13 protein-coding genes are annotated in these 15,370 nt (G+C 57.6%); 2 read left to right on the plus strand and 11 right to left on the minus strand.

Going from position 1 to position 15,370, the window contains the following annotated elements; translation table 11 throughout:
* Positions 1 to 8: 8 nt before the first annotated feature.
* The 5 genes from nuoF to ndhC form a co-directional block, all read right to left on the minus strand.
* Positions 9 to 1,283, minus strand: a complete 1,275-nt coding sequence (gene nuoF / locus ACR2R1_RS12610) for an NADH-quinone oxidoreductase subunit NuoF (RefSeq protein ID WP_086133651.1) — start codon at positions 1,281 to 1,283, stop codon at positions 9 to 11.
* On the minus strand, positions 1,268 to 1,765 hold the full coding sequence (gene nuoE / locus ACR2R1_RS12615) for an NADH-quinone oxidoreductase subunit NuoE (protein WP_086133652.1): 498 nt from the start codon (positions 1,763 to 1,765) through the stop codon (positions 1,268 to 1,270). Before nuoE ends, nuoF begins: the two co-directional genes overlap by 16 nt.
* A gap of 735 nt (positions 1,766 to 2,500) precedes the next feature.
* Positions 2,501 to 4,291, minus strand: a complete 1,791-nt coding sequence (gene nuoC / locus ACR2R1_RS12620) for an NADH-quinone oxidoreductase subunit C/D (protein WP_086133653.1) — start codon at positions 4,289 to 4,291, stop codon at positions 2,501 to 2,503.
* A 10-nt stretch (positions 4,292 to 4,301) separates the two neighbouring features.
* Positions 4,302 to 4,940: an NADH-quinone oxidoreductase subunit B gene (locus tag ACR2R1_RS12625; RefSeq protein ID WP_077731741.1), complete on the minus strand. Its 639-nt coding sequence runs from the start codon at positions 4,938 to 4,940 to the stop codon at positions 4,302 to 4,304.
* A 12-nt stretch (positions 4,941 to 4,952) separates the two neighbouring features.
* Positions 4,953 to 5,366, minus strand: a complete 414-nt coding sequence (gene ndhC / locus ACR2R1_RS12630) for an NADH-quinone oxidoreductase subunit A (protein WP_077731742.1) — start codon at positions 5,364 to 5,366, stop codon at positions 4,953 to 4,955.
* A gap of 269 nt (positions 5,367 to 5,635) precedes the next feature.
* On the opposite strand from ndhC, the gene argS reads away from it, so the two are divergent.
* A complete protein-coding gene (argS, locus tag ACR2R1_RS12635) occupies positions 5,636 to 7,396 on the plus strand; it encodes an arginine--tRNA ligase (RefSeq protein ID WP_086133654.1) in 1,761 nt (586 codons plus the stop codon).
* Between the two features lie 169 nt (positions 7,397 to 7,565).
* A complete protein-coding gene (locus ACR2R1_RS12640) occupies positions 7,566 to 8,063 on the plus strand; it encodes an SPOR domain-containing protein (RefSeq protein WP_240502602.1) in 498 nt (165 codons plus the stop codon).
* A gap of 206 nt (positions 8,064 to 8,269) precedes the next feature.
* On the opposite strand, the gene ACR2R1_RS12645 is transcribed toward ACR2R1_RS12640, so the two are convergent.
* The 6 genes from ACR2R1_RS12645 to ACR2R1_RS12670 all read right to left on the minus strand — a co-directional run bounded on the left by ACR2R1_RS12645 (position 8,270) and on the right by ACR2R1_RS12670 (position 15,056).
* Positions 8,270 to 8,572: an antibiotic biosynthesis monooxygenase family protein gene (locus ACR2R1_RS12645; protein ID WP_086133655.1), complete on the minus strand. Its 303-nt coding sequence runs from the start codon at positions 8,570 to 8,572 to the stop codon at positions 8,270 to 8,272.
* A gap of 35 nt (positions 8,573 to 8,607) precedes the next feature.
* On the minus strand, positions 8,608 to 9,972 hold the full coding sequence (ppnN, locus tag ACR2R1_RS12650; RefSeq protein WP_086133656.1) for a nucleotide 5'-monophosphate nucleosidase PpnN: 1,365 nt from the start codon (positions 9,970 to 9,972) through the stop codon (positions 8,608 to 8,610).
* A 277-nt stretch (positions 9,973 to 10,249) separates the two neighbouring features.
* Positions 10,250 to 10,885: a uracil-DNA glycosylase family protein gene (locus ACR2R1_RS12655; protein ID WP_240506855.1), complete on the minus strand. Its 636-nt coding sequence runs from the start codon at positions 10,883 to 10,885 to the stop codon at positions 10,250 to 10,252.
* A gap of 13 nt (positions 10,886 to 10,898) precedes the next feature.
* On the minus strand, positions 10,899 to 12,959 hold the full coding sequence (gene mdoH / locus ACR2R1_RS12660) for a glucans biosynthesis glucosyltransferase MdoH (protein ID WP_086133658.1): 2,061 nt from the start codon (positions 12,957 to 12,959) through the stop codon (positions 10,899 to 10,901).
* 13 nt (positions 12,960 to 12,972) lie between these two features.
* Positions 12,973 to 13,473 (minus strand): hypothetical protein, encoded by a 501-nt coding sequence (locus ACR2R1_RS12665; protein WP_077731749.1) that lies wholly within the window; start codon positions 13,471 to 13,473, stop codon positions 12,973 to 12,975.
* Positions 13,470 to 15,056, minus strand: coding sequence for a glucan biosynthesis protein (locus ACR2R1_RS12670; protein ID WP_240506858.1), 1,587 nt, complete (start codon positions 15,054 to 15,056; stop codon positions 13,470 to 13,472). The genes ACR2R1_RS12665 and ACR2R1_RS12670 overlap by 4 nt, the downstream gene beginning before the upstream one ends.
* Positions 15,057 to 15,370: the final 314 nt, after the last annotated feature.

The raw sequence follows: 15,370 nt of genomic DNA on the forward strand, positions 1-15,370 counted from the left end.
GAATCCTATCAGGCCACCCTTGCAGTCGATGCCGGTTTCAAATAGCGTTCGAAATCGGCCCGGAAATATTTCAATGCGCTCTGTAACGGCTCGGCGGCCCCGGGCGCGAGCGCGCAAAAGGTATTGCCGGGTCCCATCAGGCGCGCGAGCTGTTCGAGTTGGTCCAGGTCCTCCGGCCGGCCACGTCCGACCAAAAGGCCTTCGAGGAGTTCGACGACCCACGGCAACCCGTCCCGGCAGGGGGTACACCAGCCGCAGGATTCCTGCGCGAAAAACCGCTCCAGGTTGAGCACCATTCGCACCGGACAGGTCTGATCGTCCAGCACGATCATGGTGCCGGTGCCGAGCCGGCTGCCGGCTTTCATCATCGCGTCGAAATCCATGGGCAGATCCAAGTGCTCGGGCAGCAGAAAATCCGTGGATGCGCCGCCGGGCAGGAACCCTCGCAGCGTATACCCCTCCTGCATGCCGCCGGCGCATTCCTCGATCAGTACCCGGATCGGCGTGCCCATGGGCAGTTCCCACAACCCCGGCTTCTTGACCCGACCGCTCGCGCCGAACAGCTTGGTGCCGGCATCCTCGCCCCGGCCCAATCCCCGGTACCAGTCCACGCCGTTGCGGATGATATGGGGCACGTTGCAAAAGGTCTCGACATTGTTGACGACCGTCGGACGGCCCCACAGTCCGCTGATCTGGGGAAACGGCGGCTTGGCGCGCGGTATTGCGCGCTTGCCTTCGAGCGAATTCAGGAGCGCGGTCTCTTCGCCGCAGATGTAGCGCCCCGCGCTGGTATGAAGATGTATCTCCAGATCGAAGTCCGAGCCCAGAATGTTTTTGCCGAGATAGGCGGCGCTACGCGCTTCCCCCAAGGCTTGCTCAAGCCGGCTCGCGGAAAGATGGTATTCGCCCCGGAGAAAGATATAGGCCGTATCGGCCTGCACGGCATAGGCGGCGATGACCACGCCTTCTATGAGCTGGTGCGGGTCGGCCTCCATCAGCAGGCGATCCTTGAAGGTGCCCGGCTCCATTTCGTCGGCGTTCACCACCACATATTTCTGCTCCGCCGACTCGCCCTGCGGCACCAGGCTCCACTTGACGCCGGTGGGAAACCCGGCACCGCCGCGCCCGCGCAACCCGGAATCCTTGACCGCCCCGATCACGTCCGCAGGCGCCATTTCTTTCAAGGCTTTGGCCAAGCCCTCATAGCCACCGGCGCGGCGGTAATCGTCCAGCGTCACCGGCGAGAGATCGGGCTTGATGTTCTGCGTCAGCGGTCTGTCCATGTCTGGCCGTTCCTTTTTAATAGCTCATCGATTTTCGATTCGTCCACGTCTTCGTAAAGCTCTTCGCCGACCATCAGCACCGGCGCGCGATCGCATGCGCCGAGACAGACGATCGGCAGCAGCGTGTAACGTCCGTCCGTCGTGGTTTCGCCCAAGCCGATGCCCAGCCTTTCGGATAGATGCCCACGGATTCTATCGGCCCCCAGCATCCAGCAGCTCACGCTGTCGCAACAAAGAATGACGTTCTCGCCGACCGGCCTTCGAAAGATCAGGTTGTAGAACGTCGCCACCCCATCCAGTTCGTCCGGCGACATCTCCAAGAGCCCGGCAACGGTTTTCAACGCTTCATCCGACACCCAGCCGCGATATTTCTGCACGATCTTGAGCGCCTCGACGGAGGCGGCGGATTTATCGGGATAATGACCCGCGGCCGCGAGGATTTCGGCGGTTTCCTGTTCGCTCAAGATGCGGGCTTCGTTCATAAGAGAACCCGAAAAATCATTTTTTGATGCGGGGAACCGCCCCGCACGCGGGTTACTTTCTTTTGTTCGGCCAAAAGAAAGTAACCAAAGAAAACGCCGCCCGGATGACGCACTTTTCCTGCGCTTCTCGTCCTGGCCGCGGGGCGTCCCGAAGGGACTTCCATGTCCCTCGGGACACGTGCGCAATCCTTTGCGCACCCCTTCGGGCTTTTCCGGTCCAGGACTGCGATGCTCAGGTGCGTCATACGGGATATTGCTATTTTTGTCCCGTGCGGCATGCCCGAGCATCGCAAGCTTTGGCGCTGGAATGCCCGAAGGGGCGCGTCAGGAAGACGCGCGGCGACAGAGGAGCAGGGAAGCTCCTTCTGTCGCCCCAGCGCCAAAGCGAGAAGCGCAGGAAAAGCATGCCGCTCGGGCGCCGTTTCTTTTGGTTACTTTGGATTTGCGCCTGTCCTGGCGCAAATCCTTCGGGCGCACTTCGCGCGTCCAAATTTGTTCCCGACAAATTTGTCTTTGGGCAAGCAAAGACAAACTCGCCGGGAGCGAGTTTGGACCGCCGAAGGCGGGCCCAAAGGGCAAACCCCATGGATGGGGTTTGCAAAAGTAACTCGCCCGCGGGGCGAGACCCGCATCTAAAATCACCGGCAGCACCAGCTGCCACTACCCCAAACCCGCTGGCTAGACCGACATCCTCAACCTCCGAGAACAAGCCATTGAGAAACACCATATCCCCCCTCACCTATCCACATCCGACATCACGAAATCGATGCTCCCCAGGATCGCGATGAGATCGGCGATCATGAGGCCGCGCGACATCAGTGGAATCATCTGAAGATGGGGGAACGAGGCGGTACGGACGCGGGTACGGTAGGACGTCGTGTTGCCGTCGCTCGTCAGGTAATAGCGATACAGCCCCTTGGTCCCTTCCACGCAGGCGGAGCCCTCCCCGGCCGGGATTACCGGCCCCCAGCTGACGTTCAGAAAGTGCTGGATCAGCGTCTCGATGTCGTGCATGGTCCGCGCTTTCGGCGGTGGAGTCGTCAACGGATGAAACGCCTTGTAGGGGCCCGATGGCATGTTGTTCAGGCATTGCTCGATGATTCTTAAGCTCTGCCGCATTTCTTCGACCCGCACCAGGCACCGGTCGTAGCAGTCCCCGTTTTTCCCCGACGGGACCTCGAATTCGAAATTTTCGTAGCCGGAATAGGGACGCGCCTTGCGGTAGTCCCAGGCGAGACCTGTGGCCCTTAACCCCGGTCCGGTAGCGCCCCAGTCGATCGCCTCTTTCGTGTCGTAAACGCCGATGCCCTGGGTGCGCCGCTTGAGGATGCTGTTCGCCAGCACCATCTTGTCGTAGTGCGCCAGCCGTTTCGGAAAATAGTCGACGAATTCCCGCACCTTCTTGTCCCAGCCCTCGGGCAAATCCATCGCCGTGCCGCCGATGCGAAAAAAGCTGGAGTGCATGCGCCCACCGGTAATGGCTTCGATGATTTCGAAGACCCTCTCGCGATCGACGAACATGTAGAAAACCGGCGATAGTTGTCCGACGTCCTGTGCGAAGGTGCCGTAAAACAAGAGGTGATTGTTGATCCGGTAAAACTCCGAGATCATCACCCGGATTGTCTGCGCCCTGGGCGGCACCTCGATGCCGGCCATTTGTTCCAGCGCCATGACGTAAGGCAGGTTGTTCAGCGAGCCGCCGAGATAATCCACCCGGTCGGTATAAGGGATGTAGGTATGCCAGGACTGGCGTTCGCCCATCTTTTCCGCGGCACGATGGTGATAGCCGATGTCCGGCACGGCATCGACTATTTCCTCGCCGTCGAGCTGCAGGGCGATGCGGAATACCCCGTGCACGCTGGGGTGGTTAGGGCCGAGATTGAGGAACAGAAAATCGCTGCTGTTCTTCTGCCGTTTCATGCCCCATTCCTCGGGCACAAACCGCAAGGCCTCCTGCTCCGCCTCCTGCTTTTGCTCGGGCAACGAGAACCGCCCCATCTCGGTGGCCCGCGCCGGATGGTCCTTGCGCAGCGGATACCCTTTCCAGGTGGGCGGCATCAGGATACGGCGGAGATTCGGATGGCCTTCGAAGCGAATCCCGAACATGTCGTAGACTTCGCGCTCGTACCAGTTGGCGTTGGGCCAAAGCGAGGCGATGCTCGGCACGCTCAAACCGCCATTGGCCAAGGCGACCTTGAGACGGATATCCTCGTTCCGATCGAAAGACAAAAGATGATAGACCAGCGTGAATTCGCTGGCCGGGAGCCCATCCCGGTATTGGCGCAGGCGCTCGTCCACCGCGGTGAGATCGAACAGCATGGGGTATGGCCGCTCGGTCTCGCGCTTCAGATAAGTCAGACAATCGACGAAACGGTCCTTGCTTACCCAAAGGGTTGGAATGCCGTCATAGGTGGATTGAACGGTAAATTCGTCATCCCCGAAACGGCGCCGGAGTTCGCCGACGATAGCGCCGGTCTTCGGCCTTTCCGTCGTTGTCGCGCTGCCTGCCGTCGTGGTAAAAGTCATCCTAAATACCTTAAAGGCGATCCGGACTGCGCAACTCGGTGGCCCTCATGCGCTCCGGAGTCTTGAGGTCTCGGAAGCTTTTGATCGGCGCTTTCTGAACACCGCCTTCGCCGACCGTCCAGCCTAGGGGCCGTCTCTCTTTTCCGATCGACTCCTGCAGCAGGATCAGACCTTCGAGCAAGGCGTCCGGACGCGGCGGGCAGCCCGGCACATACACGTCGACCGGCAAAAATTTGTCCACACCCTGAACCACACTGTAAACATCGTACATCCCGCCCGAATTGGCGCACGACCCCATGGAAATCACCCAGCGCGGCTCCAGCAACTGCTCGTAGAGACGCTTGATGACCGGAGCCATTTTCATGAAGACCGTGCCGGAAATCACGATCAGGTCCGCTTGCCGCGGGCTTGCCCGGATCACCTCGGAACCGAAGCGGGCGATATCGTAACGGCTCGTGAAAGCGGTGGCCATTTCGACGTAGCAACAGGAAAGCCCGAAATTGAAAGGCCAGACGGAATTCGCTCGACCCCAGGCGATCAGGTCCTCCAACTTCGCCATGAGCAGGTTGCGGCGCATGGCTTCCTCGCTGACGCGCTCGCCGGGGCGGGGCGCTGGGTCGGAATCGGCTTTGGTAAGAGTCCACTCCATCCCGTACTCCCCTTAAATTTGTAGTCGGGCATCCTGCAATTTCTGCCGCTCGGTACGCCAATCCAGAGCGCCGATCCGCCAGAGATAAACCAGAGCGGCCAGCAAAATGCCGATGAACACCAGCATTTCGATGTACCCGATCCACCCGGCCTCGCGAAAGGCGACGGCCCAAGCGAGGATAAAAACGGCTTCCAGGTCGAAGATCACGAAAAAGATGGCGACCGGATAAAACCGTATGGTGAGGCGCACATGAATATCGCCTACTGGCACGACGCCGGATTCAAAAGGCTCGCCGGTCGCGCGTCCGCGACTGGGCCGGGCAAGAAAACGGGGGATCACCAACATCGCCGCGATTACGACCATGATCGCCGCGATATAAGCGATGAACGGCCAAAGATTCGATGCCTGCACCAGATCGGCATTCATGCCACTCCTCCGGATGTGCTGCAGCGGACTGCAAGGGCGATCAACTTGCCCGCAGATTAATCGGACCGGCCGCAACCGGCCTATAAGTAGAAATACATAGTTCCGAAAAACCATTCGGGACGAACGGCGTTTGGGGCTGAGCCAGGAAGACGAGCGACAGGAAGGCGACCATGCGGCATTCACAGGCCCTTGGCAGTCGCTGCGTTGCAAGCACGTCCGCGATTTTAGGATAATAGCCGCTCATTTTTCCCGTCCTAACCATTCCCCGCATGAAAAAACGTCTGGAGAATCTGCTGCATGGCGCCGTTTCCGCATTGAAAGCGAATGGCGAGCTACCTCCCGATATCGATCCGACCATTATGGTGGAGCGTGCGCGCGATGCGCAGCACGGCGATTTCGCCTCCAATCTCGCAATGACCCTGGCAAAGGCCGCCAAATGCAATCCCCGACAGTTGGCGGAAAAAATCGTGGCGGCACTGCCCCATGACGGCATCGTCGCCAAGCTGGAGGTCGCAGGCCCCGGATTCATCAATTTCTTCATCGATCCCAAGGCTCAACATCGAATCGTCGCCGATATTCACGAAGCCGGGCACGAGTTCGGCAAGACCGCCGTCGGCGCCGGCCGCAAAGTTCAGGTGGAATTCGTCTCGGCCAATCCGACCGGCCCCTTGCATGTGGGACACGGGCGCGGCGCGGCCTACGGCGCCGTGGTGGCGAACCTGCTTGCTGCCGCCGGATTCGAGGTACACCGGGAGTACTACGTCAATGATGCCGGCCGGCAGATGGATATTCTGGCCGCCAGCGTGTGGCTCCGCTACCTGGAAGAATGCGGCGAGGTGCTGACCTTCCCGAGCAACGGTTATCGCGGCGAATACGTTCGGACGATTGCCTGGGATCTGCACAAGCGAGTCGGGGAGAAATACCGGCGCCCGACCGCCGAAGTCATGGCGGACATTCCACCGGACGAGCCCCAGGGCGGCGATAAGGAAGTTCATATCGATGCGCTGGTGGCAAGGGCCAAGTCGCTGCTCGGCGCCGACGATTACCGAATCGTGTTCGACGCCGGCCTCGACAGCATCCTCGACGACATTCGCCAGGATCTGGAGGAGTTCGGGGTTCATTACGACGAGTGGTTTTCGGAACGCAGCCTGGCCGATACCGGCGCCATCGAGCGTGCGCTGGAAAAGCTTCAAGAAGCGGGCTATCTCTACGAAAAAGACGGGGCAACCTGGTTCGCTTCGAGCCGGCTGGGGGACGAAAAGGACCGGGTGGTGGTTCGAGAAAACGGTCAGATGACCTATTTCGCATCCGACATCGCTTATCATTTGAACAAGCTGGAGCGCGGCTTCGATCAAATCATCAACATCTGGGGCGCCGATCATCACGGCTACATTCCCCGCGTCAAGGCCGCCATCAAGGCATTGGGGGGCGCCCCGGAACGGCTCCACGTGCTGCTGGTCCAGTTCGCGGTGTTATATCGCGGGGAAGAAAAAGTCCAGATGTCCACCCGCTCCGGAGAATTCGTAACGCTCCGGCAGCTTCGCAACGAAGTGGGCAAAGACGCGGCCCGGTTCTTCTATGTCATGCGAAAATCCGACCAGCATATGGATTTCGACCTGAAGCTGGCCACCTCGAGGACCAACGAAAATCCGGTTTATTACGTGCAATACGCTCACGCGCGGATTTGCAGCGTGTTTAGGCAGTTGGACGAAAAAGGCTGGAAACGCGACCTCGCCGGCGGCATGAATCGTCTGGACCTATTGACGGAAACGCACGAGTTGGCATTAATCAACACGCTGTCCCGCTATACCGAGGTTGTGGAACAATCGGCCGTTCAGCACGAGCCTCATCATCTGGTGCATTATCTGCGCGAGCTGGCGTACGAATTCCACACTTATTACAACGCCCACCAGTTCCTGGTGGAGGATGCCGCGTTACGGGATGCCCGGCTCAATTTGATTGCCGCGGTGAGACAGGTGATCGGCAACGGTTTAAGCCTGCTGGACGTTTCCGCACCCGAAGCAATGTAAAGGCATGTCCAAGGACTATAAGCACCGGATTCCGGGATACCGAAAACGCCAGCTCCAAATTCCGAGACGTTGGGGCCTAGCGGCGGTCGGCATTGCTGGTGCGATCGGGCTCGTTGTGTACGTTTTCTCAGGTGCCGATAGCGAGGCCCCTCCAAAGGCCCCGGAACCCGTGTCCATACCCGCGCCGGCGCCTCAAGCCGCTGCTGCGGTTCCGGAAGCCGAAAAAAAGAGTCAGCCCCAGCAGGAAAGGAAACAAAACACCGAGGGCAAGAAAACAGCCGCCCAAAAACCCGAGCAGAAACCGCAGCCGATTAAGTCGCGCGAGCCCCGGTTTACTTTTTATAAGATCCTCCCCGAAAAGGAAGTCATCATTCCTGAAAGCGAGATTAAAACGATCAAGCGGGAAGAAAGCCAGGGAAGCAAACCCACCGCAGCGCTTTATCTGGTGCAGGCAGGATCTTTCGACAATCTACAGAATGCCGAGCAACTGAAGGGCGACCTGGCCAAGATCAAGATCAAGGCCAAGATCGAAATGATCGAGATCGATAATTCGGCCTGGTACCGCGTCAAAATCGGCCCGTACGCCACTCTGGCCGATGCCGACAAGATCAGGGCCTACCTGCGCAAGAAAGGCATCGACAGCATCGTGCAGAAAGCGGCGAAATAACTCCTTTGCCCCACCGTACCGGATTATCCGGCGATCCGATTGCTCAAAATGCGGGCCAAAATAATTTGTAGGTCGGCAATCCTTTGCCGACAAAGCCCCTCGTCTACCGCGTGTGTCGGCAAAGGATTGCCGACCTACTGCAGCTTGGGAGCGCTACGCCGAACAGGAAAATGCTCTAGAGATCCCATGAGGGCTCGACCGATCGCTTAAAGGACGACCTCGAAACCCTCGAACTGAGGCGGTCCGAGGTAGAGCCCCTTGCTTCCGCCCGCGCTGGCATGAGCGTTGCGAAATGCCTCCGAACGCGTCCAGGCTTCGAAAGCCTCTTTCGACTCCCACGTCGAATGGGAAGCGAACAGCGTGAAGTCCTCATTGCTCGGACCTTGAAGCAGATGAAATTCACGGAATCCCGGAACTTCATGCAAGTAGGTTTCACGATTCCGCCAGATTGCAATGAATTCGCTCTCTTTCCCTAAAGCAATCTTGAATCGATTCATGGCAATGAACATCTCGAACTCCTCTTAAATCGTTTTTTCCTCAAAATTTACGCTACCAGCCGGTAACACGGCTCGTAACGCACGCCCGGAAGCTTCATGCGGCCCTGTGCGACGAACGCCGCCAACAACTCATCCAGAGGCTTCAAGACCTCCGCGTCCCCCCGCAGCTCGAAAGGCCCATGCTCCTCGATGGTTCGTATGCCTTCCGCCTTCACGTTTCCAGCCACGATTCCGGAAAAGGCTCGGCGCAGGTTGGCTGCCAGATGGTGAGGCTCCTGCTGTCGATGCAATTCCAATGAAGCCATATTCTGATGCGAGGGTACGAAAGGGATCTGGAACTGCTGCTCTATCTTCAGCAGCCAGTTGAAATAGTAGGCGTCACCGTTCTGTTTCCGGAATTCCCGCACCAGGCTGATCCCCTCTTTCATTTCCCGGGCAACGCCGGCGGGATCGTCGACGATGATCCGATAACATCGGCGCACGTCTCGACCGATCGTCGAAACCATAAACCGGTCGATAAGCTCGAAATAGCCGGCGCACTCCGCGGGCCCCGTCAAAATGACCGGAAAAGGCAAATTCTTGTTGTCGGGGTGAAGCAGAATCCCTAAGAGGTGGAGAATCTCCTCGGCCGTGCCGACCCCGCCCGGGAAGACGACGATGCCATGCCCGAGCCTTACGAACGCTTCGAGGCGTTTTTCGATATCAGGCATGATGACCAGCTCGTTGACGATGGGATTCGGAGGCTCCGCGGCGATGATTCCCGGCTCCGAAATGCCCACGTAGCGGGCCTCGTAGATACGTTGTTTTGAATGGCCGATCGTGGCGCCTTTCATCGGCCCCTTCATGGCTCCAGGGCCGCAGCCGGTACAGACGTTGAGCCCCCGCAACCCCAGCTCATGGCCGACCTCCTTGGTGTAATCGTATTCTTCCCGGCTGATCGAATGGCCTCCCCAGCATACGACCAAGTTCGGAGAGGTATTCGTGATCAGGCTGCCCGCGTTGCGCAGAATGTGAAAAACGGCGCTGGTGATATCTTCCGACTTGCCCAGATTGAACGCCGAATTCGATACGATCTCCGATCCGGTGAAAACGATATCCCTAAGCACCGAAAACAGATGCTCCCGTATGCCTTTGATCATCTCGCCGTCGACGAAAGCCGAGGCCGGCGCGTTCAGCACCTCCAGCTTGATACCGCGCTGCTGTTGCAATACGCGAATGTCAAAGTCTTTATGTTGCTCGAGCACCAGCTTGGTGTCATCGACAGCGCTGCCGCAATTCAGGACCGCCAGCGAACAACGCCGGAAGAGCTCGTGAAGACCGCCCTGGCTGGTATCGAGCAGCTTCGCCACTTCCAGCTTGGACAAAACCTCCAGAGTGCCTTCCGGCCTTACCTGAGCGTTGATTGTTTGCATCGGAATTCCTTTGTTAGATCTTCCATTGATTATTGATAAGCATTCTGTCGCACTCCTTAAAAAGAAGAACTTCCCAGAACCTGTGGATAAGTTTGTGGAATGCAGTCTTAAAACACTTTTGAAACCCCGCCGGTCCTGATCTTTCCTTAATTTGACGATTTTTATTCTTGGGCCAAAACATGCAAATAATCAAAAACTTGCCAAAAACGTCAAAAACCTGACGCCGGTACACCGAAAGCACTGAAAAACAACTCATCCGTTGTGCATAACTTTTGCGCTATGTCAAAACGCCGTCGCTCGAGCCGTGACAGACCTCACCCCAAGCGGGATGCTCGCGAATTAGCCTTAACGCATTATGCAGCAGGGTTTTGCCGGGTTCTCGGCGGTGCCAGGTGGAGGCCCCGGACGGGTGAGGCAAGGGTATTACGTCTATCTCTAGACTTTCTCGACAAAGCTCGTGCCTAAGCCCGATCACCTGATCCAGTCTATCGGCGACGAGAATTTGACGGATCGCCAGCTTGCCGACCGGAATAATGAGCTTGGGTCTTATAAGCCGAATTTCGGCATTCAGCCAATCGGCGCAACGATCGATCTCCTCCGGAGACGGAACCCGATCGCCGCCTTTCGGGTTCTTGCCGGGAAAGCAGCGGCATACGGCCGCCATGTAGACGTTGCGGCGAAAATTGTCTTCGGATATGCCTATCTCGGCAAACCATTTGAAAAGGGTTTTTCCCGCTGTCCACGCAAACGGCTTTCCGAATTGCCCTTCCTTGCCGCCCGGCGCCTGGCCGATGAGGATCACGGGCGACAACACGGCGCGCCCCATCACCACCGGACCGATCATCCCGGCGCAACGCACGCAGTTCTTCAAGGCCTCTTGGTGGAGGATCAATGAGCGCAACCGCTCGTTCATGGGCGGTCGCTCCTCAGGACAATTGAGGGGTGTCCTTGTCCTTCCGGCTCCAAGCCAAGGTGTGCAACCGAGTCAGCGTCTCCGGATCGGAAATCAAGGCACGCTTGTCGGCGGCGGACAGCGTTTCCGGCCCCTCTTCCACCAATTGGTACACCAAAGCGCGCAACTGGTGGCGCTGGCGCTTTTTCACCGGACGATCGGGCAAAAGAGCGAAGTGGAGGGAATACGTTCCCGGATCGGCAACGTTCAACTCGCCTTCATTTTGCGCACCCGCTTGCTCGGTACGGGCAAGATTTTCGTGGAGCAGTTCGACGACACGCGGCGCCTTATACTCTTCCGGAGTCAGGAAAAATCCGAGTTTACGGGCGAGCGAACCCACCGACGTGCTGCTGGAAAGGATCGAAACGGGTATGGCAAGGACCAACCCGGCCAGAACGGGAATCAGCCACAGGAAAAAGTCAGGCACATACTCGTAGCTCAGCCATCCGGCACCCAACCCGGTCAGCGTCTGCCCGCCGTGAGCCAGAGTGGCTTCCTTGAGGCTCAAACGGTGATCGCCGCGATTTTGCGGAGGCCAGCCGACGCTGCGACGCAGCAAAATGGCGACGACGAATTTGCTCTGATACAGCATGAGCACAGGCGCCGTCAGCACTGAAAATGCGCTTTCGAAAAAGACGCTGAAAGCGGCGCGTATCACGCCGCCATAGCCCTTGATTATTCTGGGACGCATCAGGAGCAGCAAAAAGCTCCAGAATTTCGGCAGAAACAGCATGGCCAGCGTCACCAGCAAGACCGTCGTCATCTCGACCGCATAAGACTCGGGCCAGACCGGAAAAATATTGTCGCCGAAAAAATAAACCGGCATGGTTTGGCTCTGCACATACGCCTCAAAGCCGGTTAAAACCAGAAACAGCAACCATAACGGCGAGGACAGATAGGACATGATGCCCATCAGAAAATACAAACGGCTGAGTCCAGAAAAGCCGCGGGCGAACACCATGCGCAAATGTTGCAAATTCCCCTGGCACCAACGCCGATCGCGCTTGGCGTAGTCGATCAGCGTCGGCGGCAGCTCCTCGTAGCTGCCCTTGAGATCGGCCGCCAGCCACACTTCCCATCCGGCCTCGCGCAACAAAGTCGCCTCGACGAAGTCGTGGCTCAAGATCTCGCCGCCGAATGGCTCCCGCCCCGGCAACTTCGGCAAACCGCAATGCCGAACGAAGGGCTGCATGCGGATAATCGCGTTGTGCCCCCAATAATTGCTACCCGAGAGCTGCCAGAAATTGATCCCGGCAATGAAGATGTCGCTGTACAAACTGCTGGCGAACTGGAGGATACGGGCGAACAAGGATTTATGATTTACCGGCAGCGGCGGTGATTGAATCAGTGCGACGCGGGGATGAGCCTCCATCAGATCCACCATTTTCGTCAGCGTCTCACCGGCCATGAGGCTGTCAGCATCGAGGACGATCATGTAGCGGTAACGGCCGCCCCAGCGACGGCAAAAATCCTCGATGTTGCCGCTCTTGCGGGCGATGTTCTTCTCGCGATTGCGGTAAAAGATTTTGCCGTGCGCATTGAAGTCGCGGCACATGCGATACCAGTTTACCTCCTCCTGCATCCAGGTATCGGGATCGCGCGTATCGCTGAGGATGAACAGTTCGAACTCGTCCGCGCGCCCGGTTTCGCGGAGCGACTGATAAATCGCCCGCAGTCCCGCGAATACCCGCACCGGATCCTCGTTGTAGATCGGCATCACCAGCGCCGTGAGCGCCGGCTCCTGGTCGGACGTCATGTCCGGATTCGGGACCAGTCTCGAAATCGAGCGCTTGTCGCCACCCCGAAGCAAGCACCAGAATCCGAGCGTAGCGGTCCAAAACGAGGTGCTGATCCACAGAATCAGCAAGGTATAAAGTATGAGCAGCACGATCTCCTGCGGCGTTATTCCGTTCTGCAGGAAAGCGCTCGTTATCATGGCAAGCGCCGCGAAGGCCGTCAGGGTTACCAGAGTGAAGAAAAACGTTCGCCTTAAAGTGCGGACATAGCCCGGCAGAGCGCTGGCATTGGAAGACATATTTGAAAAAGGGTTAGCTGCTTTGATGAGTCGATTTGAACAGCCAGAATCTCAGCGGCTGTTCGGCCATAGGAACGGAGTCCTCGGGCGGAGTGGGTCGGGGCAGAATTTCTCTTAGCATTTCACCCGTCTCAGACGGCGGATCCGGATTTCCGAACAGAGCGTCGCTGGCCGACGGGCAACCGGTCAGCAGCAAGGCGGCGCGGGCCGCAGCTATGGGATGAGGATCCTTGGACGGAGACAAGCGCATGGCTCGCGCCAAGGCGTGGTCGAAACGCCGCTGGGCCTCTTCTATCGCACGCTTGAGCAATTCGTCTCCAGCCCCGCGTCCGACCCGGCGGCGGGCACGGTTCAGACAGTCGTCGGCTAAGTTCTCGATCAAATCCTGCCGAGACAAGCCGAGGCTCTGCAGGTAGGCGACGACCCGCTCCTTGATCCCGGGAAGCCATGATTGAGGAGCGGAGTCCGCATCGCCGGACGTTATCATCTCTTCTAAAATCCGTACTTGATTCATCGACGGTTCCACTGATAAACCCACGTTTCGGTAAGCGCATCCTTGCCGGATTTCAACATCGCACGCAACTCGACCGGGTCTTTATCTTTTTCGGGTTCTAAATCAAAGCTCAAACGCCACTGATCATTTTCACTGTTTTTCTGAACCACGGTATTGGTAATCTTACCGGCGGAAGCACTTACCTCGGCTTCGACCGAGGCCTTGTCGCTGAGCAGCTTGAGCGTAGGACTGGCGAACTCGACGACGAATTTGCGATTAGGACTATCCGGAATGGTCGCGCCGATACGGGTGGCCGCGACTTTTCCGCCGCCAGGCGCGGTGAATTCGTCCAATTCGAAATGGAGACGATAGCTGTACGTATATTCCTTGCCTTCTCCGGTTGGCTGATCGGGCACCCAAAAAGCGACGATATTGTCGTATTTCTCCGCGTCGCTCGGAATTTCAATCAGGTAAACCGCGCCCGGCCCCCAATCGCCCAAAGCTTCGATCCAGGCGCTGGGACGGCGGTTATAGCTGGCTTCCAAGTCTTGGTAATGATCGAAATTGCGGTCTCTTTGCATCAAGCCGAAACCCACGGGCTTCTCATCTCTGAAGACGCTGATGCGAAGCTGGCGCGGGTTGTTCAACGGACGCCATACCCATTCGCCGGTGCTTCTCCCGATCAATAAGCCATCGGAATCGTGCACCTCCGGCCGGAAGTCGTCCATGAAACGATCGGTGTTCTCGCCGTGAAAGAACATGCTGGTTAGCGGCGCAATTCCAATCCGTTCGATGCTCTGGCGAAAATAAAGGTGACTCGTCACATCCATGGTCAAATCAAGGCCGGGGTGAATGACGAAGCGATAAGCGCCGGTTACCCTTTGGCTATCCAGTAAAGCGTGCACCGTGAGCGAACTCGCGTCCTTCGCCGGCTTTTCAATCCAGAACTCTTTGAAGATCGGGAACTCCTCCGCCTTAGGCAAACCGGTATCGATCGCCAGCCCGCGCGCGGACAAGCCGTACAACTGTCCCAATCCGACCGCCCGGAAATAACTGGCGCCTAGAAAAACGGCGATTTCGTCGGAGACGTCGTCTTTCCGCAGCGGATGATGGAAGCGTATACCGGCAAATCCTAGATCCGCGGGAAGTGGATTGGGAAATTGATTCTTGCCGAAGTCGAATAGTTCCGGCGAATACGCGAGCCGCGTCGCATTTCCGTGGTCCACGATATTGATGATCACGCGGTCCTTGAACATAAAACCGCGATGGAACGCCTGAATTTGAAAGGGCAGGTTCTCATCGCGCCAGAGGGCTTTTTCCGGTTTATACCGAATATCGCGGTATTGATCGTAATCCAGCTTGGTCAGAAACTCGGGCATCCCGGCTTCGTCGCGCACATAAGGCTTGCGGGCTAATTCCTTTGCCTTCTGCTCCACATCCGAAAACTCGAAAGGCTTGGCCGGCGCTTTGTCGGCCGGAGGTGTAACGGGTGCGCTCGGAGCTGGAACTTGGGGTGGCGGCGGCGCCGGCTTGCCGGGCTCGGCCAAGGCATCATTGAAAAATAAAGGACACAAAAAGACGACAATCCAGCTTCGAAAGCTCACAGTGTGTTTTTCCTCGGAAACTCAGTAACCAAATCTTGTGCTGCGGACCAGGCTCAGATCTCTTACGTTCACATGCATTTTTCCTTGCCCGAGCTCAAAAGCCGGGGCAAATTAGCCCTAAATAGCAAAACCCACAATATTGTCAAGGCATTACTAAACGACAAGCACGCCAAGAATACTCGACTGATCACTGTCGTGATCGAGTATTACGGACTTTGCTTGCAAAACGGGTGTATTAAAAAGAACGAACTGCTTCAAATACGACTCAGTCGGAATCTTAGGACCACGAAAGAGGATGAGAACGCGGCGGAAAC

The organism is Methylocaldum sp. GT1TLB (assembly GCF_051027445.1).
In the GTDB taxonomy this organism is placed as follows: Bacteria; Pseudomonadota; Gammaproteobacteria; order Methylococcales; family Methylococcaceae; genus Methylocaldum.

Excerpts from the sequence above, each read along its gene's own strand:
- ACR2R1_RS12665 (WP_077731749.1), bottom strand. The coding sequence starts at position 13,473 with ATGAATCAAGTACGGATTTTAGAAGAGATGATAACGTCCGGCGATGCG.
- ppnN (WP_086133656.1), bottom strand. The coding sequence starts at position 9,972 with ATGCAAACAATCAACGCTCAGGTAAGGCCGGAAGGCACTCTGGAGGTT.
- argS (WP_086133654.1), top strand. The coding sequence starts at position 5,636 with ATGAAAAAACGTCTGGAGAATCTGCTGCATGGCGCCGTTTCCGCATTG.
- nuoC (WP_086133653.1), bottom strand. The coding sequence starts at position 4,291 with ATGACTTTTACCACGACGGCAGGCAGCGCGACAACGACGGAAAGGCCG.
- ACR2R1_RS12645 (WP_086133655.1), bottom strand. The coding sequence starts at position 8,572 with ATGTTCATTGCCATGAATCGATTCAAGATTGCTTTAGGGAAAGAGAGC.
- ACR2R1_RS12655 (WP_240506855.1), bottom strand. The coding sequence starts at position 10,885 with ATGAACGAGCGGTTGCGCTCATTGATCCTCCACCAAGAGGCCTTGAAG.
- ndhC (WP_077731742.1), bottom strand. The coding sequence starts at position 5,366 with ATGAATGCCGATCTGGTGCAGGCATCGAATCTTTGGCCGTTCATCGCT.
- mdoH (WP_086133658.1), bottom strand. The coding sequence starts at position 12,959 with ATGTCTTCCAATGCCAGCGCTCTGCCGGGCTATGTCCGCACTTTAAGG.
- nuoF (WP_086133651.1), bottom strand. The coding sequence starts at position 1,283 with ATGGACAGACCGCTGACGCAGAACATCAAGCCCGATCTCTCGCCGGTG.
- nuoE (WP_086133652.1), bottom strand. The coding sequence starts at position 1,765 with ATGAACGAAGCCCGCATCTTGAGCGAACAGGAAACCGCCGAAATCCTC.
- ACR2R1_RS12625 (WP_077731741.1), bottom strand. The coding sequence starts at position 4,940 with ATGGAGTGGACTCTTACCAAAGCCGATTCCGACCCAGCGCCCCGCCCC.